Below are 20,185 nucleotides of genomic sequence, written 5' to 3'. Positions count from 1 at the left end.
ACCCCGGCCGCGCCGGGTCAGTCGTCGTAGGTGTCGGCGAGCCGGCGGCGCTGGTGCTCCCGGCGGCTGTAGGTGGCCTCGCGGATGGCCTCGTCGCTGTCGAAGTTCGAGCCCAGGGCGCCGGCCAGGGTGCCCAGCGACGCGGCGAGCCAGGACAGGTGCAGGTAGTCGAGGAGATCGACGGGATGGCCCAGCTGGGACTCGAGGTAGCCCGCCTCGATCACCGCCAGGCCCACGAGGAGCAGCATCGCCCACAGGAGCACGTACATCAGGGCCACGCTCAGCCACACGGTGATGACGGTGGAGGCGTTGTCCGACCGGGACCGCCAGGGTTCGTCGTCGTCCGCGGAACGGTTCCACAGGCCGTTGTGGAGGATGAGCCAGCCGCTGAGCGCGGCGGTGACCACCACGCTGATCGTGGCCAGCCGGACCGGGGACAGGACGTCGGACATGTTCCAGATGGAGGCGTAGAAGATGCCGAAGGCGCCGGTGGCCGCCGCGGCCGCCACACAGCTGGCCAGGGCCGGAAGCAGGCGCCCCGGGCGGTTGCTCAGCACCATGCCGATCAGCAGCCGCAGCCGGTTCATCCGCCCGGGCAGCACGACGTAGGACGCACCTCCCGCCTCTTCCGAGGAGACCTTGCGCGCCGCCGCCCGTCCCAGGGCCCCGTGCACCGCGGACGGCGAAGGAGCGTCCTCGGCGCCGTCCCGGATCGCGCCGACCAGGGCGGCCAGCAGCCGGCAGGCCTTGCGGGAGAAGTGGTCGGCGCCCAGGCCCGGCAGCGAGACCAGCGCCGCGGCGTCGGCCGCGCCGACCTCGCAGAGCAGCGGTTCCCCGTCGTGGACGCGCGGCAGGTCCGTCAGGTACACCACGAAGTCCCACCCGTGCTCCTCGCGCAGCCGGCCGGCCTTGTCCAGCAGCGGGATGTTCCCCTCGGCCGTCAGGGGCAGGGTCTCGCGGCTGACCTCCACCGTCCAGGAGATCTCCGGGCCGGAGCGTTCCCGGCCGGAGCGTTCCGCGAGCGCCCGCGGCAGGTCCTCGGCCACCTGGCGGGCCACCTTCTCCGGCAGCCCCGGATCAGCGAGAACCCCTACGGTCAGTGACTGCACATGGCCTCCTCCCCCGAGCGCACGGCACGTGGCGCCGCGGCCTCGGAGGCTGCCCCGCGGAGCAGCTCGACGTCGTCCCCCGAGCTTAGCCATCGGCGGACCGACGACCGGACGGAACCGGTGGGGCGCCGGTGCGCGAGGGTCCCGCCGCCGTTGCGGAGCCCCGTCCCCCGCCGAGGAGCAGGCCCCGCGGCCGCCGAGGAGCAGGCCCCGCGGCCACCGGTCGTCAGCGGGTTCGTCGAGCCGGTGCCGTGGTGGAGGGCGCGTCGGCGGGCCGGGCGGTGCGGTGGCCGCGGAGCACGGTCGGCAGGCCCGCGGCGGCCAGGAGTGCGAGCACGACCAGAGGCGCCCAGGGGGTGCCGGGCCACCAGTGGTGCCGGTCGGTGAGATCGAGCAGCTGCCCGAGCACGGCGTTGCCGGCCAGCACGGTGATGCCGCCGCAGGTGGCGGCCAGCCCGTAGTAGGCGCCCCGCCCCGAGGTGGGTCCGTGCGCCGGGACGAACGACGGGATCAGGGACAGGATCGTGGGGGTCAGGAGCATGTGGCCCAGGATCAGGACGGCGACGGCGCCCATCAGCGGCGCCATCGAGCCGGTGGCGGTCCCGGGGTGCATCGAGGTCGCGGCGACCAGGGTGAACGCGCCGGCTTCGAGCACGAAGCCGACCGCCAGGGCGGCGCCGGGGCCCATGCGCAGACCGACGGCGGAGACCGGCAGCTGCAGCAGCAGGGTCAGGACCGAGGCGAGCAGGAACAGCGCGCCGAGCCAGGCACCGTCGAGGCCTCGCCGGCCCAGCTCGACGGGCACGGCGAAGTAGAGCTGGTGGTAGGCCAGCATCTTCATCCCGGCCAGTGCGCAGAACGTCACGAAGCGCCGATCCCGCAGGCAGGCCCACCGGGGGCCGGCCGCGGAGGGCGCCGCGGCGGGCAACGCGGCGTCTCGGTCCGGCTGATGGTGGGCCGGTTCGGCCGGGAGCAGGTACCAGAGCAGGACCGTCACCGCGGTGAACACCCCGATCCCCAGGAACAGGGCCGCGTCGAATCCCCAGCCCAGGAGGAACGACCCCAGCACCGGGCCCAGGACGGCGCCGATCTCTCCGGTGATCGCCAGCCACACGAACACCGACCGCCGGCGGCCGGTCCGGCGGCCCGGGCCCTCCGTCCCCGCCGGCTGGTCGGCGTGGGAGAGCCGGGACTCCAGGGCGGGTGAGAACAGGGCGCCCCCGGCACCGGTGAGCACCGCGCCCAGGAGGAACAGGGCGAAGTCGGACGCCGCCGCCAGCGTGGCGTAGCCGACGATGCGCACCAGGCAGCCGGTGAGGACGGCCCGGCGGGCACCCCACCGGTCGGCCAGCATGCCGCCGATGAGGAACATGCCCTGCTGGCTGAAGGTCCGGGCTCCCAGCACCAGTCCGATGGCCGCGGCGCCCAGGCCGTACTCGGTGCCCATGGCTCCGGCCAGGAAGGGCACCACGGCGTAGAAGCCGAGGTTGAACACCAGCTGCGCGCCCAGCAGGGTGCGCGTCTCGGCCCGGTGGTCACGGAAGGGCATCGAGGTGCTCCTCGGACAGGCGGTGGGTGTCCAGGATCGCGCACACCTGGGGCAGTGCCGCCGCCACCAGCTGCCTGCTGTGCTCGTGGCGCGGTCGGGCGAAGAGCTCGGAGGTCTCCGCGAGCTCGACCAGGCGGCCCTGGAAGAGCACCGCGACCCGGTGGCTCATGTAGCGGACGACGCTCAGGTCGTGGGAGATCATCACCAGCGACAGGCGCCGGTCCCGGTGCAGGCGCAGCAGCAGGTCCAGGACGGTGCGCTGGGTCACCGCGTCCAGGGCCGAGGTGGCCTCGTCGCAGATGAGCACCGCCGGTTCCAGCAGCAGTGCTCTGGCGATGGTGAGCCGCTGCAGCTGGCCTCCGGAGCACTGGCCGGGACGCCTGTCCAGCAGCTCCGGCTCCAGTCCCACCTCCCGCACGACCTCGTGGATGCTCGCACGCCGTTGCTCGGGCGTGCCGTTCCGGTGCCGCAGGAGGGGGGCCTCGAGGCTGGTGCCCAGCGGCATGCGGGGATCGAAGGAGTCGTGCGGGTCCTGGAAGACGAGCTGCACGTGCGAGGCCGCCGCGCCGGAGCCGGCGCGGTCGGCGCCCGGGGTGCTGGTGACCCGTCCGCTGTCCGGTGCCTCGAGTCCGACGATCAACCGGGCGAGCGTGCTCTTGCCGGAGCCCGACTGGCCCAGCACCCCGAGGATCTCGCCCTCCCGCAGGTCGAGGGACACCCGGTCCACCGCGGGACGGGCCTCCCGCCGCCTCGGCCCGAAGCGCTTGGTGAGGTCGTCCAGCACCACGAGGGGGCGCGCCCCGCCGGCGGCGGGCGGAGTCCCGGTGGGGGTGAGGGCAGATGCCTCCAGGAGGGCCTTCGTACACGTGCTGCGCGGATCGTTGAGCACGGTGCCGGCCGGCCCGGACTCCTGCACGCGCCCGGCGTCCAGCACCACGACCCGGTCGGCGTAGGCGGACACGGTGGCCAGGTTGTGGGTGATGTAGAGGACCCCCAGCCCTCGGTCGCGCCGTTCGCGGTCGATCAGCTCCAGGATCTGCCGCTCGAGCACCGTGTCCAGGGCTGACGTCGGCTCGTCGGCCAGCAGCAGTCCGGGGCGGCCGGCCAGGGCCAGGGCCACCATGGCCCGTTGGGCCATGCCGCCCGAGAGCTGGTGGGGACGTGCCCGGGCGCACCACCAGGGGTCCTCGAACCCCACTTCGGCCAGCAGTTCCAGCGCCCGTGCACGAGCCTGCGTGCCGCGGAGGCCGGCATGGAGCGTCAGCGGTTCCCGCAGGTGCTCGCCGACGGTCCGGCGGGGGTTGAACATGCGCTGGGGCTGCTGGTAGAGCATGCCGATCCGGCCGCCGCGCACACGGTTCAGCTCCGCTTCGCCGGCCCGGGCGAGGTCGGTGTCACCCAGCCGGATCGTCCCGGCGTCCCGGTGCACCTGCGGGGGCAGCAGGCCCAGGACGGACATGGCCGTCAGGGTCTTGCCCGACCCGGAGGCGCCCACCAGCGCCACGAACTCCCCCGGAGCCACGGTGAGGTCGACGCCGGACAGGAGGGGGCAGCCGCCGGCGCCGTCCGCGCCCGGCCGGTGGCTGAGGTGCAGGTCCTCGACGACCAGGCGCTCAAACATCGTGTTCCGTCCGCGACGATGCCGGCAGCAGCATGCGGGTGCTGCTCATGTGCGCCAGCCGTTGGCCGATCAGGGTCACGCACAGCGCAACGGTGAAGACCACCAGGCCCGGGGCGAGGACCGTCACCGGCGCCCGGACGGCGTACGGCTGGGCCGCGGCCAGCATCGCCCCCCAGTCCGACTGCGGCGGCTGCACCCCCAGCCCCAGGTAGGACAGGGCGCCGACGGTGATCAGGAACTGGCCGAACCGCAGGGCGGCCTGCCCGAGCAGGGGCCCGGACAGGTGCGGCAGGATGTGCCGGAGGACGACGAAGGACGGCGAGCACCCCAGCACACGCGCGGCCTCGACGAAGCCGCGGGCCGAGACGTCGTAGGCCAGTGCCCGGGCCAGCCGGGCGAAGGGCGTCCAGCCGGTCACGGTCAGGGCCAGGAGCAGGGAGAGGGGGCCGGGACCCAGCACGGCGACCAGGAACAGGGCCACCACCATCTCCGGCAGCGCCAGCAGGACGTCGTTGGTCCGGGTGAGCAGCTCGTCCACCCAGCCCCGGCGGCGGGCGCTCAGCACCCCGATCCCCGTGCCGATCGCAGCGGTCAGCACGGTGGCCACGGCGGCGGTCACCAGGGAGAACCGGCCGCCGTCGAGCAGCCGGCTCAGGGTGTCCCGGCCCAGGTGGTCCGTCCCCAGCCAGTGCGCCGGGCCGGGCGGGGCGAGCCGTGCCGTGAGGTCCTGAGCTGCCGGCGGGTACGGTGCGATCCAGGGCGAGAGCACCACGGACAGCACGATCAGGGCCAGGACCGCTGCCGCCGCCCGGACCAGGACGGGCCGGTCACGCATGACGCCCCCTGATCCGGGGGTTGAGGATGCCGTGCACCAGGTCCGCCGCGGTCGTCAGGACGACCGCCAGTCCCACGACCACCACCACGCCGCCCTGGGCGAGGGGGATGTCGCTGTTGCGGACGGCGTCGAACAGCAGCCTCCCCATGCCCGGGATCGCGAAGACGACCTCCACGATGACGGACCCGCCCAGCAGACCGGCGAACCACACGGCCACCAGCGTGGTCAGGGGCAGCAGGCCGTTGGGGAGCACGTGGCTCCAGACCGCCTGCGGGTAGCTGAGTCCCCGGGCCCGGGCCGCGACGACGTGCTCGGCGCCCAGCGCCTCGAGCATCCCCTCGCGCACCGCCGAGGTGAAGTAGCTGATGGGGCGCAGGGCCAGGACCGCCACCGGCAGGACCGCGGACGCGGGACCCTCCCACCCGGCGGAGGGCAGCAGGGACAGCTGCAGCGCGAAGACCAGCACGAGCATCGGGGCCAGCCAGTACTCGGGCATCGCGATGAAGGCCTGGGTGACCGTGGTGATCACCCGGTCGGCCGGGCGCCCCTCCTGCAGGGCGGCCACGGTCCCCAGCACCACGGACACCGCGGCCGCCACCCCGAGGCTCACGACCACCAGGCTCACGGTGATCCACAGGGCGGGCAGCACCTGCTCGATCACCGGTGTCCGGCTGGCGTAGGACAGGCCCAGGTCACCGCCGGCGAGCCGGCCGAGCCAGCGCAGGTACTGCACCGCGAGGGGGTCCTGGAGTCCCAGCTCGAGCGCCAGCCCCTGGGCGGCGGCGTCGTCGACCACCTCCCCCGCCACCCGCGACCGGATGATCTTGCGCACCGGGTCCCCCGGGGTGACGTAGGGGATGAGGAACACCACGAAGGACGCCAGCAGGACGGTGACCCCCAGGGTCGCCGTCCTCCTGGCGAGGAACGCCGTCATCGACGCCTCCGCGCTCGCGGGGCTCTGCAGCTGGCGGTCGTGCTCACGAGCCGGACTTCGTCGTCTCCGCGCGCAGCACGTACCGGGACAGCGGGTCCTGGACGTAGTTCTGCAGGCCGGTGCGGACCGCGTCGATGGCCTGCTCGTTGACGAGCCAGACGTTCACGGCTTCGTCCTCGAGGATCTGTCCTGCCTGGGCGTAGAGCTCGTAGCGCTGCTCGGTGTCGGCGGTCCCGGCGGCCCGGGCGATGAGCGCGTCGTAGTCCTCGTCGCAGAAGTGGCTGAGGTTGTAGCTGCCCTCGCACGTGTAGTCGGCGGTGAGGAACCCGATCGGGTCGGCGATGTCGATCAGGCGGTTGCGCTGGCTGAGCACCATGTCGTAGTCCCCGGACAGCAGGTCCGGCTCCACCGCGGCGTACTCCTTGGTCGTGATGGTGACGGGGACGCCGACGCTCTCCAGGTTCTCCTGGATGACGGTGGCCACGTCGGCGAACTCGGCCCGCTCCACGATCGCGATGATCTCCAGCGGCCGCTCGGCGGTGTAGCCGGCGGCGTCCAGGAGCTCCTTCGCCGCCGCCACGTCCTGCTGCGGCGTCTCGGCCTCCTCGCCCGCCCAGGGCTCGAACGAGGCGAAGGGCCCGGTGCTCGGCAGGGCCGCGCCCTCGTAGACGCTGCCGGCCAGGGCGTCCAGATCCAGCGCGGAGCGGACGGCCCTGCGGAAGTCGACGTCGTCGAACGGCGCCCTGCCGTTGTTCATGTACAGCGTCGCGGTCCGCGGGGACTCGGCCTTGAGGACCTCGACGCCGGGATCGGCCTCCAGTGCGGACAGGTTGGCGACGGGGATGGACAGGGAGACGTCGGCCTCGCCGGTCTGCACCTGCGTCGCCCGCGTCGCCCCGTCCGTGATGAACCGGACCTCGGCCCCGGCGAGCTGCACCGGTCCGCCCCAGTAGTCCTCGTTCCGGTCCAGGGTCAGTGACTGCTCGGGCTGCTCCGAGACCGGGGTGAACGGCCCGGTGCAGTGCCCGAACGGGTCCACCGTCCCGCCCTCGAAGGCGGCGGGGGCCAGCACGCCGGTGTTGACACTGGCCAGCCGGTAGGGAACCAGCGGGCTCTCCTCCGGAGTGGTGACCCGCACCGTGCGCGCGTCGACGGCCTCGACGCCGCTGACGACGGCCGGGCTGAAGGCCCGGGCCGGGACCTCCGCGTCCAGGACGTTCTGGAGCGAGGTCACCACCGCGTCGGCGGTGAGCTGGGTGCCGTCCTGGAACTGCACGCCGTCCCGCAGGGTGAAGTCCCACTCCGTGGGCGAGGCCTGGTCCCACTCCGTGGCCAGGGCCGGGACGATCTCCCCCTGGGCCTCGTCGTAGCGGGTCAGGGTCTCCAGGCAACCGGACAGCGACAGGATGTACGCGGCGTCGCTCTCGAGGGCCCAGTCGGCCACCGGGGCACGGAAGTTGTCCACCACGATCCGCTGACCGGGGTCCGCCGTCTGCTCGCTCCCTCCGTCCCCACCGCTGAAGCCGCACCCCGACAACGTGAGAACGGCGACGACACCCGTCGATGCCGCTACCCGGAAAACTGCGCGCACAGAACCACCTCAGGTCGACGTCCCTGGACAGAGCGCCCGCCGAGGACATGTGAATGATCGGGGAATCCCCCGGAGGAGAGGTTAGGCTACCCTCAGTCTGCGGTCCACTCGGCGGACCGGGATCGTCACGAACGGACCCGGATCCGGCGTCCGCCACGGAGGTGCCGGCGCCCCGTCGGGCCCGTCCGCCCGATGGCGACGCCCCCGTCGGGCCCGTTCCATCAGGATCCCGGCCGGCGCCGTCTCGGGGCGAAGGTGGCCGGCTTGTCGGCGGCGTGGAAGTCGATGATCAGGCGCGCGCACAGCTGCGGCTTCTCGACCAGCACGCCGTGGGAGGCGTGCGGGACCACGGCCAGCTCCCCACGGGGCAGGGCACGGTACGCGGCCACGGCGTGCTCGAGCCGCACCTCGTCGTCGTCGCCGACGAGCACCAGGACGGGGAGGTCGAGGCCCGCCAGGTCCGCGTCCGTGAAGACCGGCCCCTCCTCGTGCATCCGCCGCAGCTTCGCCGCGACCTCGCCGTAGTGCTCGCGCCCGTCGGGGGAGACCTCCGCGTAGGCGTCGACCATGAAGGCCGGCACCTCCGCCTCGCCCGCCAGGACGCCGGGCTCCCACCCGTCGCGGTGGTGCACCCCCGCCGCCAGCACCAGGTCCCGGACCAGGTCGGGACGGCGCAGCGCCACGGTCAGGGCGACGACGGCGCCGTCGCTGTACCCCAGCAGGTGCACCGGGGCACCGGCCTGATCCTCGAGGAAGGCGATCGTGTCCTCGGCCATCGCCGTGTAGGAGAGCGGGCCCTCCCGGTCGGGGGTGCGGCCGTGCGCGCGCTGATCGGGGGTGATCACCCGGTACCGGCCGGCCAGTTCCGCGACCAGCGGGCCCAGGGCCCGGGAGTCCGTGCCCCCGGGGTGCAGCAGGACGAACTCCGGCCCGCTCCCCCGGGCGCGGGACCACAGTCCCCCGGCCCGCTCCTCGCTCATGCGGTCAGTATCGCCCCTCCCGGGGACACCGCACCAGCTCCGGAGGGGGCGCAGGGCCGGGGGCGGCGCCGCGGCCCAGCAGGTCAGTCGCGCAGCATCTCCCCCACCCGCCGGACCCCTTCGGTGATGTCCTCCGGCGAGGCCGCGGAGTAGGCGAGGCGCAGGCTCGTGGAGGCGCGCCCGTCCGCGTAGCAGGCGCCGCCGGGCACCAGCACCACGCCGTGCCCGATGGCCCGGCCCAGGAGGTCCCCGTGGTCGAGGGCCGGGTCCAGGTCCAGCCACGTGAAGAAGCCGCCGGCGGGACGCGTCCAGCGCACCCCCTCGGGCATGAACCGCTCGAGGGCGGTCATCATGGCGGCGCAGCGCGCACGGTACAGGTCCACCGCCCGGTCCAGGGCGGGCCGCCAGTGCTCGCTGGCCACGTACTCGGCGGCGAGCTCCTGGCCGAGCACGGACGGGTGGATGGTCACGGCCTCGGCCGCGATCTGCAGCCGGGCCCGCACCGCCGGCGCCGCCGCGATCCAGCCGACCCGCAGCCCGGGCGAGAAGATCTTGGAGAAGCTGCCCAGGTGGATCACGGTGCCGGGGTCCAGCGAGTACAGGGACGGGAGCCGGTGGGCACGGTCGAAGCCGAGCAGCGCGTACGGGTCGTCCTCGAGGATGAGCACGCCGCGCTCGGCGCAGACCTCCACGAGCCGGCGGCGCCGCTCCTCGGTGAGGGTCACCCCGGTGGGGTTGTGGAAGTTCGGGATGGTGTAGACGAACTTCACGCTCCGGCCGGCGGCCCGCAGCCCGTCGATCCGCCCGGCGACCGCCTCGGGGTCCAGTCCGTCGTCGTCGACGTCCACGTGGGCCACCTCGACCTCGTAGCTGCCGAACACGCCGAGGGCCCCCACGTAGGTGGGGCCCTCGGCCACGACCACGTCCCCCGGGTCGCAGAACAGCTTGGTCACGAGGTCGAGGCCGGCCTGGGAGCCGGCGGTGATCTGGATCGTGTCGGGCGTGGTCTCCGCGCCCTGCAGGCGCATGAGCTCCATGACCAGCCCGGGCAGGCGCCCGATCCCGGCCCCGGAACCGTACTGGAGCACCTCGGGGCCGCGCTCGGCGAGGATCCGCGCCGACATCGCGGCCACGACGTCGTGCGGGAGCACGCTCATGTCCGGGTTGCCGCCGGCCAGGGAGATGATCCCGGGGCGCATCGCGATCTCGAACACGGCCCGGACCGGGGAGGGCCGGAACTCCTCGGAGCGGTGGGCGAACAGCGAGGTGTGGTCGGGCCGGGGGGTCACGGCCGCGCCCCCGGTCACCGGTCCTCCCCCGCCGGGCCCTGCGCCGGGACGGCGTCCCCGTAGACGTGCCCGGCCAGCCCGTAGGCGGGTCCGCCCGGCGCCGCGCCGGGTCCCAGCGCGAGGAGGCTGATGAGCTCGTAGGCCACGTGCGCGGCCGCCACCCCGGTGATCTCGGCGTGGTCGTAGGCCGGGGCGACCTCGACGACGTCGCAGCCGACCACGTTCGTCCCGCGCAGCCCGCGCAGGATCTCGAGCACCTCCCGGCTGGTCATGCCGCCGGCCTCGGGGGTCCCGGTGCCGGGGGCGTGGGCCGGGTCCAGCACGTCGATGTCCAGCGAGACGTAGAGCGGGCGGTCGCCGACGCGCTCCCGCAGGTGCGCGACGACGGCGTCCACCCCCAGCCGCATGACGTCGGCGGAGGAGACGATGCCGAAGCCGAAGCGGGCGTCGTCGTCGAGGTCCTCGGTGCCGTAGAGCGGCCCGCGGGTGCCGACGTGGCACACGGCGTCCGTGTCGAGCAGGCCCTCCTCGAACGCCCGGCGGAAGGGGGTGCCGTGGGTGTACTCGGCGCCGAAGTAGGTGTCCCAGGTGTCCAGGTGGGCGTCGAAGTGCAGCAGCGCGACCTCGCCGTGGCGCGCGTGGACGGCGCGCAGCAGCGGCAGGGCGATGGTGTGGTCGCCGCCGATCGCCACGAGCCGGGTGTCCTCGCCCATGAGCTCCTTGGCCTGGGCCTCGATGGAGGCGATCGCCTCGGGGATGTCGAAGGGGTTGGCCACGATGTCCCCGGCGTCGGCGACCTGCGCCCCGGCGAACGGCGAGACGTTCTGCGCGGGGTTGTAGGGGCGCAGCAGGCGCGAGGACTCCCGGACGTGGTTGGCCCCGAACCGGGCGCCGGGCCGGTAGGAGACGCCGGCGTCGAACGGCACGCCCACCACCGCGATGTCCGTGTGCTCGACCTCGTCCGTGCGTGGCAGGCGGGCGAACGTGCCCAGACCGGCCCAGCGCGGGGTCAGGGCGGCGTTGACGGGTCCGAGGACGGGGGTGCCGTCCGGGGTGGTGCCGGTGATGCGCTCGGGGTTCATGGTGTGCGGTCCTCTCGGTGGATGCTGACAGGGGTGCTGGCGGGGGCGGCGGACGGGCCGGGCGGGGGGCTCACGAGCCGAGGATCCACAGCAGCACGGCGTCCTCGGTGCCGGGGTTCTCCCAGGTGTGCGGTTCGGAGCCGGGGAAGGTGACGGTGTCCCCGGCCGCCAGGTCGAAGGTGCGGTCCGGGACGTGGAGCCGGAACCGGCCGCTGATCAGGTGCAGCACCTCGGTCTCGCAGTCCATGCTGTACATCGCGTCCTCGCCCCGGCCCCCGGCGGCCACGCGGGCCCGGATGACCTGGACCTGGCGCTGGGCCGACGGCGTGACGAGCTGCTCCTCGATGCCCTCGCCGCCGAGGTCGATGTGCGGGGCGTCCTCGAGCCGGACCAGCTCCACGTCGGCGGGCCCGGCGAAGAGCGCGCCCACGTCGATCCGCAGCACCTGGCACATCCGCACCAGGGAGTCCACGGACGGGGAGGTGATGTCCCGCTCCACCCGGCTGACGAAGCCCTTGGTGAGGCCCGCGGCGGAGGCGAGCTGGTCGATGGTCATGTGGCTGCGCCGCCGGTGGTTGCGCAGCCGCGATCCCACGGCGGCGGTGTGCCCGGAGCTCTCGATGGGCAGTGCTTTCACGACGACGACGCCTCCTCCCGGACGGTTTTACCCGCCCGTCACGACCCGGACCCGTTCCCAAAACATGATCTGCATCATACTATGTGGGACAACTTTTGTTTCTTGTAGAGCAACCCCGTTCCGGGGAGGCTCCCGATCGACCCCGTGGGCGCCCGCGCCCCGAGGAAGCAGCGACACCCATGAACGTGCTGATCATCGTGCTGTATCTGGTCGCCATGGTGGCGGTCGGGCTCTGGGCCAGCCGCCGGGCCCACGACGCCGAGGACTACCGGGTGGCCGGCCGCCGCCTGGGCCCCGGCTTCTACACCGGGACGATGGCCGCGGTGGTCCTCGGCGGTGCGTCCACCGTGGGCGGGGTGGGCCTCGGCTACACCTACGGCATCTCCGGGATGTGGCTGGTGGTGGCGATCGCCACCGGCCTGGCCGCGCTGAGCCTGTTCTTCGCCGGCCGCATCCAGTCCCTCAAGGTGTTCACCGTCTCCCAGATGCTGCAGCTGCGCTACGGCGAGCGCGGCGGGGCCAAGGCGTCCTCGTTCGTGATGCTGGCCTACACCGTGATGCTCTCGGTGACCTCCACCTCCGCGTACGCCGCGATCTTCTCGGTCCTCTTCCCGCTCGACCGGTCGTGGGCGATCCTGCTCGGCGGCGTGGTGGTCGTGGCGTACTCCGTGCTCGGCGGGATGTGGTCGATCACGCTCACCGACATGATGCAGTTCGTGTTCATGACGGTCGGCATCTTCCTGGTCCTGCTGCCGTTCTCCCTCTCCGCGGCGGGCGGCTGGACCGGGCTCGAGGACCGGCTGGACGCCACGTTCTTCACCTGGGACGGCATGGGCACGCAGGCGATCGTCACCCAGTTCGTGGTCTACGGCTTCGGCATGCTGATCGGCCAGGACATCTGGCAGCGCGTCTTCACCGCCCGCTCCCCGCAGGTCGCCCGCTGGGGCGGGCTCGCCTCCGCGGCCTACGTGGCGCTCTACGGCGTGGCCGGGGCCGTCATCGGGATGACGGCCGCCGCCGTGGCCCCGGACCTCTCCTCCCCGGACGACGCGTTCGCCACGATGGCGCAGCAGTACGTCCCGGCCGGGCTCGGCGGGCTCGTGCTCGCGGCCGGGGTCGCCGCCATGATGTCCACGGCCTCGGGTGCGCTCATCGCCGCGGCCACGGTGGCCCGCGTCGACGTCGTGCCGACCCTGAGGTCCCTGCTCACCCGGCACGCGGCCCCCGCCCCGGAGGGCACCGCCGAGGCGCTGCGCGGGGACCGGATCTACGTGCTCGTCTTCGGCGTGGTGATCACGGTGATCTCGATCTTCGTCTCGGACACCGTCACCGCCCTGACCATCGCCTACGACATCCTGGTGGGCGGCCTGCTCGTCGCCATCCTCGGCGGGCTCCTGTGGCGGCGGGGCACGAGCCTCGGCGCGGCGCTGTCCATGCTCGTCGGGTCCGTGGTGACCGTGGCGTCCATGGCGGTCTTCGGCGTGCTGGCCAACGCCCCCATCTACCTGGGACTGGCGAGCTCCGCGCTGGTCTACGTGGTGGTCTCGCTGCTGTCCCGCCCCACGCACGCCGGGGTGCTGCGGCAGTGGAACGAGCGCCTCGCGGGCTCCGGCGCCGACCGCGCGGAGGCCCGCCCGTGAGCGCCTGGTCCCGGCTCTCGGACCACCTGGACGAGAACTCCGAGGGCTACGGCCCGCTGCGCGGCACGCTGGGCGCGGGCCGGATCGGGATGATCTGGCTCGCGGCGAACCTGGTGGTGACCACCCTGCTGACGGGGACGCTGTTCGTGCCCGGGGTGTCCTGGCCCACGGCCCTGGCCATGATCGTCCTGGGCACGCTGATCGGCGGGGCGGTGCTGGTGCTCGTGGGGAACATGGGCACCCGCACCGGTCTCGCCACCATGTCCCTGACCAAGGGCTCCTTCGGCCTGCGCGGGTCCTTCCTGCCGGTGGCCGCGAACGTGGTCATCCTCATGGGCTGGAGCTGGGTGCAGGCGATGCTCGCCGGCGTCACCGTGAACTTCCTCGTGGCGCAGGCGACCGGCTACTCGAACCCGGTGCTGTTCTCGGTGCTCTGCCAGGCGCTGGTCGTGGCGCTGGCCGTCCTCGGCCACGAGGGCATCGCCCGGGTGGAGCCGTGGCTGGCGGTGGTGATCCTGGGCATCATGGCCTGGGTCTTCACGGTGGCGTTCACGTCCTACCCGGTGGCCGACTTCGCCGCCCTGCCCGTGGACCCCGGGGCGGGCTGGTCCTCCATCGCGGTCCTCGACGTCGTCATCGCCACGGCCATCTCCTGGACCGTGCTCTCCGCGGAGTTCAACCGGCTCGCGCGCCGGCAGTCCGCGGGCATGATCGGCTCCGGCACGGGGTACGTCCTGTCCACGGTCGCGGCCATGAGTCTGGGGGCCACCGCCGTCGCCTACGTGGTGCTCGACGGCGGGGAGGCGGTCGGGTTCGACCCGACGGTGCTCGTCGCCGCCTTCGGCGCGCCCCTGGCGGTGGTGGTCTTCCTGTCGGTGATGGCCACCAACACCATGGTCGTCTACGGCATGGTCTCCTCGGTGGTGAACCTCACGCCCTCGCGGAGGCTGCGGTTCCTGCCCACGGCGCTCGTGCTGGGGGCCGTGTCGGTCCTCGGGTCCACCCGGCTGGGCCTGCTGGACCAGTTCACCGAGTTCCTGGTGCTGATCGGCTCGCTGTTCATCCCCGTCTTCGCCATCATGCTGGTGGACTACTACGTGGTCCAGCGCGGCGCCTACGCGGCGGACATCCTGCGCGGGCGCGGCGGCCGGTACTGGTACCGGGGCGGGGTCAACCCCGCCGCCGTGGCGGTGTGGGTCGTCGGTGCGGTCTGCTCGCTGGTGCTCACCTACGTGCTGCCGAGCCCCGTGGGCGCGACCATTCCCACGTTCGTCCTCTCCGCGGCGCTCTACCTGCTCTGGGCCCTGGCCGCGAAGCGGATCGTGCCGGGCCGGCCGGCCCAGCGCCACCTCGCCGAGGCGGGGAGGACCGGGACGGACGGGACCGGGGCGCGGGACGGGGCCGCCGCGACCGAGCGGACCGGCGGACCCTGCACGGTCGGAATTGTCGGCACTGTCGGCGCGGCCGGCGGGCCGGAGGAGGCCGCCGATGCGCCTCGTTGACCTGAGCCACCCCGTGGAGGCCGGTATGCAGGTCTTCCCGGGGGACCCGGCCGTGGACTCCCGGCTCGCGGCGTCCGTCCCGCGGGACGGCTTCCAGGTGGCCGAGCTGCACCTGGGCACGCACAGCGGCACGCACGTGGACGCCCCGCTGCACACCGTGGACGGCGGCTCGCCCGTGGACGAGCTCGACCTCGCCCGCCTGGTGGGACCGGCGCGCATCGTGCACGTGCCGGGCCTCCGGGAGCACGAGGTGATCCGCTGGGCGCACGTCCGCGCGCAGCTGCAGGACGTGCGGGCCGGCACGATCGTGCTGTTCCGCACCGACTGGTCCCGGCACTTCGGCACCCCGCGCTACCTGGCGCACCCGGTGCTCGACGTGGAGATCGCCGAGCGCCTGCTGTCCGCGGGCGTGCACGTGCTCGGCACGGACACCCTCAACCCGGACCGCACCCCGGACGCCGGCGCGACCGGCCCGCTCGAGCTGCCGGTGCACGCGGCGGTCCTCGGGGCGGGCGGGGCGATCGTCGAGAACCTGACGAACCTGCACGCCGTCGACTGGCGGGACCCGCTGGTGAGCGTCCTGCCGCTGCGGCTGCGCGGACTGGACGGCTCCCCGGTGCGGGCGGTGGCGATGCAGCCGTGAGCCCCGCGCCGCCCCTGCCCGGTCCCCGCCCCGAGACCGCGACGCCGACGCCGACGCCGACGACACCCGATCACTCCCGAGGAGACCCCGCCATGACCGCTGACACCCGATCCACCGCCCCGTCCTCCTACCGGTCCGTCAACCCGGCGACCGGCCGGGTCCTGGCCGAGCACCCCACCGCCACCGACGCCCAGGTCCAGGAGGCCCTGGCCGGCGCCGACGCCGCGTTCCGCGCCTGGCGGACCCTGCCGATCGAGGAGCGGGCGGCCGTCGCGGCCCGCGTCGGGACGCTGTTCGCCGAACGGGTCGAGGAGCTGGCCGCCGTCATCACCGAGGAGATGGGCAAGCCGCTCGCCGAGGCCCGGGACGAGGTCGCGTTCTGTGCCGAGATCTTCGCGTACTTCGCCGAGCAGGGCCCGGCCCTGGCCGCCGACCAGCCCATCACGGCCTCCGGCGGCGGCCGGGCGGTGGTCCAGAAGCGCCCCGTGGGGGTGCTGCTGGGGATCATGCCGTGGAACTACCCCTACTACCAGGTGGCCCGCTTCGTCGCCCCCAACCTGGTGCTGGGCAACACGATCCTGCTCAAGCACGCCGAGTCCTGCCCCCGGGCGGCCCTGGCCCTCCAGCAGCTCATGGACGACGCCGGGGTGCCGGCCGGCGCCTACGCCAACGTCTTCGCGAGCCACGACCAGGTCGCGGACATCATCGCCGACCCGCGGGTCCAGGGGGTGTCCCTGACCGGGTCCGAGCGGGCCGGGGCGAAGGTCGCCGAGATCGCCGGGCGGAACCTGAAGAAGGTCGTGCTGGAGCTCGGCGGCTCCGACCCCTACGTGGTGCTGGACACCGACGACGTGCGGGAGTCCGCCCGCGCGGCCTTCGCCACCCGCATGGGCAACACGGGCCAGGCGTGCAACTCCAACAAGCGGATGATCGTCATGGCGGACCTCTACGACGAGTTCGTGGCCGAGCTCACCCGCCAGGCCGAGGCGCTGACCCCGGGCGACCCGGCCGAGGCCGCCCCCGGGACCTTCGCCCCCCTGTCCTCCCGGGCCGCGGCCGAGGGACTGGCCCGCCAGATCCGGGCCGCCGTGGACGCCGGCGCCACCCTGCACGCCGGCGGGCGGCTGCTCGAGGGCCCGGGCGCGTACCTGGAGCCCACCGTGCTCACCGGGATCACCCCGGACATGGCCGCCCACCACGAGGAGCTCTTCGGCCCCGTGGCCGTGGTCTACCGGGTGGCCGACGACGCGGAGGCCCTCGCCCTGGCCAACGACACCCCCTACGGCCTGGGCGGGGCCGTCTTCAGCACGGACCCCGACCGGGCGCGCCGGCTCGCCGAGGGCCTGGACGCGGGCATGGCCGCCGTCAACGCCGCCGAGGCCGAGGGCGCCGAGATGCCCTTCGGCGGGGTCAAGCGCTCCGGCTACGGCCGGGAGCTGGGCCCGCTGGGCATGGACGAGTTCGTCAACAAGCGCCTGCTCTACGTCAAGGACCGGCCCGCCGGGGAGGGCTGACCGCCGGCGTCCGCCGCACGGCCCGCTCCGCTCCACCCGCTCCACCCGCCCCGCACCACCCGCCCCACCCCTTGGAGGACCGCTCATGACCGCCCGCAGGACCACCGCCCGTGCCGTGCTGGAGACGCTCCGGGGCTACGGCGTCGACACCGTCTTCGGCATCCCCGGGACCCACTCGCTCGAGTTCTACCGCCCGCTGCGCGAGCTGGGCATCCGGGCGGTCACCACCCGCCACGAGCAGGGCGCCGCGTACGGCGCCGACGGGTGGAGCCAGGTCTCCGGGCTGCCGGGCGTCGTCATCACCACGTCCGGGCCGGGCCTGCTCAACTCGCTGTCCGGGGCGGCCACGGCCTACGCCGAGTCCCGCCCGATGATCATCCTGTCCCCCGGCCGTCCGGTGGGCCACGACTTCCGGGACATCGGCTCGCTGCACGAGACGAAGAACCCGTCCGCGGCCGTGGACGCGATCGTCGGCCGCAGCCGCCGGGTCACCAGCGGGGCCGAGGCCGTGACCATGGTCCACGACGCCTTCCGGGACTTCGCCCACTCCCGCCCCCGGCCGGTGCACATCGAGATCCCGCTGGACGTCCTGGAGGCGGAGCTCGACTACACCGACCGGCAGGTGGCCCCGCGCCGGCTCGGCGCCCCGCAGCCGGCGCCGGTCGACGACGTGCGCCGCGCCGCCGAGGTGCTGCGGGACGCAGAACACCCCGTCATCCTCGCGGGCGGCGGCTCGCTGGCCGCCGGCGCGCGGCTGCTCGAGCTCGCCGAGCTGCTCGAGGCGCCGGTCATCACCACGACCAACGGCAAGGGCGCGATCCCCGAGCGGCACCGCCTCTCGCTGGGCGCCGACCTGCGCCTGTCCACCGCGCACGAGTTCCTGCGCTCCGCCGACGCCCTGCTGGTGATCGGCTCGAAGGTGGGCGAGGCCGAGCTGTGGGGCGGGGACATCACGCCGCGGGGCCCGGTCGTGCGCGTGGACATCATGCGGGACCAGATGCTGTGCAACCTGGACCCGGACATCGAGCTGCCCGGCCACTCCGCGGCCGTGGTCCCGCAGCTCCTCGAGGCGATCGGCCCGCTCGCCCCGCGCCCCCCGCGCGACCTCACCGAGGTCTTCGCCCGGCTCGACGACGAGGGCCGCCGCACCGCGCCCGAGCTCGCGGCGCTCAACGAGACGATCATGGCGGTGGTGCCGGAGGACACGATCATCGGCGGCGACTCCTCCCAGGTCACCTACCTGGGCTCCACCACATTTTTCCGCGCCCAGCTCCCGCACTCCCTGCTCTACATGGGGACCTACGCGACCCTGGGCTACGGCCTGCCCGCCTCGATCGGGGCGAAGCTCGCCGCCCCGCACCGGCCCGTGCTGTGCCTCGTGGGCGACGGCGCCCTGATGTTCTCGATCCAGGAGCTGATGACCGCCGTGGAGCTCGGCGTGGACCTGCCGATCGTGTGCGTGGACAACGGCGGCTACGGCGAGATCCGGCAGAACATGACCGACCGGGACATCGACCCGCTCGCCGTGGATCTGCGGCAGCCGGACTGGCCCGCGCTCGCGGAGGCATTCGGCGCGGTGGGGCTCGAGGCCACCCCGGAGAACCTGGCCGAGAAGGTCGTCGAGGCGCTCGCGGTCGAGGGGCCGAGCCTGGTGCACCTGAAGATCTGACCCCGCCGAGGGCTCCGGCTCCACCCGCATCCCTGCCGAGGGGTCGCATCCTGTCGGGACGCAGCCCGGATGGCCTCGGGAGAAGACCCCTCGCGCAGGGGCGGGGATCGCGTCAGCGCGGGACCTGGTCCTGCGGCAGCTCCGCCACGGGGGCGAGCACCACGTCCTCGATCTTCCAGTCCAGGTCCGCGCAGCGCTTCCGGGCGGCCGCGAGCTGCCCGAGCGTCGGGGCGGTGCCCGCGGCGGGGACCACGAAGGCCTCCACGTGGAAGACGTGGCCCTCGTCCCGGACCCGCACGCCCACGTCCTGCACCCACGGCTGCTGGCGCAGCACCGTCTCCACGTCCTGGACCAGCGGGTGGGGCGCGGCGTCGTCGTAGGTGGTCGGGCGGGAGTCCACGAGGTCGGCGACGGCCCCCTTGAGGTTCGTGGCCCCGTCCTTGAGGATCGACGTGGAGACCACGAGCGCCGCGACCGCGTCCGCCCACCACAGGCCCATCCCGATGCCCAGCACACCGACCGCCGTGGCCAGGCCGGTCATCCAGTCCGCCTTGTTCATGTCGGCGTCGGCGTAGAGCACCTTGTCGTGGAGCTCCTCCGCGAGCCTCATCTTCATCCGGCCCAGGACCACGGGCGGGATGCTGGTGAGCGTCATCGCCGCCACCATCAGCCACCCGGACCACACCGGCGTGCCGAACAGGCTCGTGACCCCGATCGGGGGCCGCTCGCCCCGCAGGAGCCCGGAGCCGGAATCGGCCACGAGGAACGCGCCCATCGCCAGGAGCGCGACCGCCGCCACGAGGTGGCCCACGCCCACGGAGCGGTGGTATCCGTAGGGGTGGCGGGGCGTGGGGCGCCGGCCGGCGACGCGGACCGCCACGAGGAAGGCGAGGGGCGGCAGGAACGAGAGCGAGTCCTCGATCCAGGCGACCTTCATGGCCTGGGACTGCCCGGCGACGAGCGCCACGACGGCCACGGTCACGGCGAGCACCCCGAGGGTGATCTTCTCCAGGCGCACCGCGCGGGCCAGGGTGCGCGCCTGGGCGCCGGTGAGCTCGGTGGACCCGAAGCGGGCCTTCGCCCCGGACTGCGACATCACCCCTCCTCCCGTTCCACCAGGAACGTCTCGAGCTCGGTGAGGAAGCCGTTCTCCCCCAGCCGGGTGGCGAGCACGATCTTCTCGGTGCGGCCGTCCCCCGTCTCGATCTCCGTGTGGGGGCGGGTCAGCGCGGCGTGCTTCTCCCAGGGGGACGTCTCGGTGAGGCCCGCGACGACGACGTCGAGGTCGCCGCCCTCGAGCGAGCGGATCAGGTGGCTCTCGGCGCCGGGGGTCCAGACGACCTCGGCGTCGATCCGCTCGGCGAACTCCTCGACCAGTTCGACCTCGACCCCGGAGGGACGGCCGCTGTCGGCGACCTCCGTCCAGGGCGGGCTCTCCGAGACCCCGGCCCGCAGCTCACCGCCGCGCACCCGGTCGAGGGTGCCCTCCGGGTCCTTCGGGAACCCGGAACCGCACCCCGTGACCAGGGCCGCGGTCAGCACCGCCACCGCGAGCGGGCGCACCGAGGGGGACATCGCCGCACGACCTTT

17 protein-coding genes are annotated in these 20,185 nt (G+C 73.8%); 5 read left to right on the top strand and 12 right to left on the bottom strand.

All coding sequences use genetic code 11. The annotated features are described in order from the left end of the window. Positions 1-17: 17 nt before the first annotated feature. From AC6CH6_RS16305 to AC6CH6_RS16260, 10 genes are all read right to left on the bottom strand, one after another. Complete coding sequence (locus AC6CH6_RS16305; protein WP_498255908.1) at positions 18-1,109, bottom strand: hypothetical protein; 1,092 nt, start codon at positions 1,107-1,109, stop codon at positions 18-20. 226 nt (positions 1,110-1,335) lie between these two features. Beyond that, positions 1,336-2,658: an MFS transporter gene (locus tag AC6CH6_RS16300; protein ID WP_498255907.1), complete on the bottom strand. Its 1,323-nt coding sequence runs from the start codon at positions 2,656-2,658 to the stop codon at positions 1,336-1,338. Further along, positions 2,645-4,279, bottom strand: a complete 1,635-nt coding sequence (locus AC6CH6_RS16295) for an ATP-binding cassette domain-containing protein (RefSeq protein WP_498255906.1) — start codon at positions 4,277-4,279, stop codon at positions 2,645-2,647. Before AC6CH6_RS16295 ends, AC6CH6_RS16300 begins: the two co-directional genes overlap by 14 nt. Beyond that, entirely contained in the window at positions 4,272-5,114 is an 843-nt protein-coding gene (locus AC6CH6_RS16290) for an ABC transporter permease (RefSeq protein WP_498255905.1), read from the bottom strand. The genes AC6CH6_RS16295 and AC6CH6_RS16290 overlap by 8 nt, the downstream gene beginning before the upstream one ends. After that, complete coding sequence (locus AC6CH6_RS16285; protein WP_419968705.1) at positions 5,107-6,048, bottom strand: ABC transporter permease subunit; 942 nt, start codon at positions 6,046-6,048, stop codon at positions 5,107-5,109. Before AC6CH6_RS16285 ends, AC6CH6_RS16290 begins: the two co-directional genes overlap by 8 nt. Before the next feature lie 43 nt (positions 6,049-6,091). Continuing rightward, positions 6,092-7,513, bottom strand: coding sequence for an ABC transporter substrate-binding protein (locus AC6CH6_RS16280; RefSeq protein ID WP_498255904.1), 1,422 nt, complete (start codon positions 7,511-7,513; stop codon positions 6,092-6,094). Positions 7,514-7,860: 347 nt separating this feature from the next. Further along, positions 7,861-8,619 carry an alpha/beta fold hydrolase gene (locus AC6CH6_RS16275; protein WP_498255903.1) on the bottom strand — a complete coding sequence of 253 codons (759 nt, stop codon included), beginning with the start codon at positions 8,617-8,619 and terminating at the stop codon, positions 7,861-7,863. A gap of 83 nt (positions 8,620-8,702) precedes the next feature. Beyond that, entirely contained in the window at positions 8,703-9,926 is a 1,224-nt protein-coding gene (locus AC6CH6_RS16270) for an aminotransferase-like domain-containing protein (protein ID WP_498255902.1), read from the bottom strand. Continuing rightward, the gene (speB, locus tag AC6CH6_RS16265) at positions 9,923-10,990 is read right to left on the bottom strand and encodes an agmatinase (protein ID WP_498255901.1); all 1,068 of its coding nucleotides are present in this window, start codon (positions 10,988-10,990) and stop codon (positions 9,923-9,925) included. The genes AC6CH6_RS16270 and speB overlap by 4 nt, the downstream gene beginning before the upstream one ends. A gap of 70 nt (positions 10,991-11,060) precedes the next feature. Beyond that, positions 11,061-11,627: a helix-turn-helix domain-containing protein gene (locus AC6CH6_RS16260; RefSeq protein WP_017834812.1), complete on the bottom strand. Its 567-nt coding sequence runs from the start codon at positions 11,625-11,627 to the stop codon at positions 11,061-11,063. Between the two features lie 179 nt (positions 11,628-11,806). Here AC6CH6_RS16260 and AC6CH6_RS16255 point away from each other — a divergent pair, with 179 nt between their 5' ends. The 5 genes from AC6CH6_RS16255 to AC6CH6_RS16235 all read left to right on the top strand — a co-directional run bounded on the left by AC6CH6_RS16255 (position 11,807) and on the right by AC6CH6_RS16235 (position 18,595). Further along, the gene (locus AC6CH6_RS16255) at positions 11,807-13,267 is read left to right on the top strand and encodes a sodium:solute symporter family protein (protein WP_498255900.1); all 1,461 of its coding nucleotides are present in this window, start codon (positions 11,807-11,809) and stop codon (positions 13,265-13,267) included. Continuing rightward, on the top strand, positions 13,264-14,769 hold the full coding sequence (locus AC6CH6_RS16250; protein ID WP_498255899.1) for a purine-cytosine permease family protein: 1,506 nt from the start codon (positions 13,264-13,266) through the stop codon (positions 14,767-14,769). Before AC6CH6_RS16255 ends, AC6CH6_RS16250 begins: the two co-directional genes overlap by 4 nt. Continuing rightward, on the top strand, positions 14,756-15,412 hold the full coding sequence (locus AC6CH6_RS16245; protein ID WP_498255898.1) for a cyclase family protein: 657 nt from the start codon (positions 14,756-14,758) through the stop codon (positions 15,410-15,412). The genes AC6CH6_RS16250 and AC6CH6_RS16245 overlap by 14 nt, the downstream gene beginning before the upstream one ends. A gap of 92 nt (positions 15,413-15,504) precedes the next feature. Next, on the top strand, positions 15,505-16,926 hold the full coding sequence (locus AC6CH6_RS16240) for an NAD-dependent succinate-semialdehyde dehydrogenase (protein WP_498255897.1): 1,422 nt from the start codon (positions 15,505-15,507) through the stop codon (positions 16,924-16,926). Positions 16,927-17,011: 85 nt separating this feature from the next. Beyond that, the gene (locus tag AC6CH6_RS16235) at positions 17,012-18,595 is read left to right on the top strand and encodes a thiamine pyrophosphate-binding protein (RefSeq protein WP_498255896.1); all 1,584 of its coding nucleotides are present in this window, start codon (positions 17,012-17,014) and stop codon (positions 18,593-18,595) included. Between the two features lie 112 nt (positions 18,596-18,707). Here AC6CH6_RS16235 and AC6CH6_RS16230 read toward each other — a convergent pair whose 3' ends face one another. Further along, positions 18,708-19,691 carry a cation diffusion facilitator family transporter gene (locus tag AC6CH6_RS16230; RefSeq protein WP_498255895.1) on the bottom strand — a complete coding sequence of 328 codons (984 nt, stop codon included), beginning with the start codon at positions 19,689-19,691 and terminating at the stop codon, positions 18,708-18,710. After that, positions 19,691-20,170 carry a substrate-binding periplasmic protein gene (locus AC6CH6_RS16225; RefSeq protein WP_095651213.1) on the bottom strand — a complete coding sequence of 160 codons (480 nt, stop codon included), beginning with the start codon at positions 20,168-20,170 and terminating at the stop codon, positions 19,691-19,693. The genes AC6CH6_RS16230 and AC6CH6_RS16225 overlap by 1 nt, the downstream gene beginning before the upstream one ends. Positions 20,171-20,185: the final 15 nt, after the last annotated feature.

This window comes from Kocuria sp. GQ42 (assembly GCF_059758435.1).
Note: the sequence above shows the minus strand (reverse complement) of the source record. Positions and strands in the feature narration are given on the sequence as shown.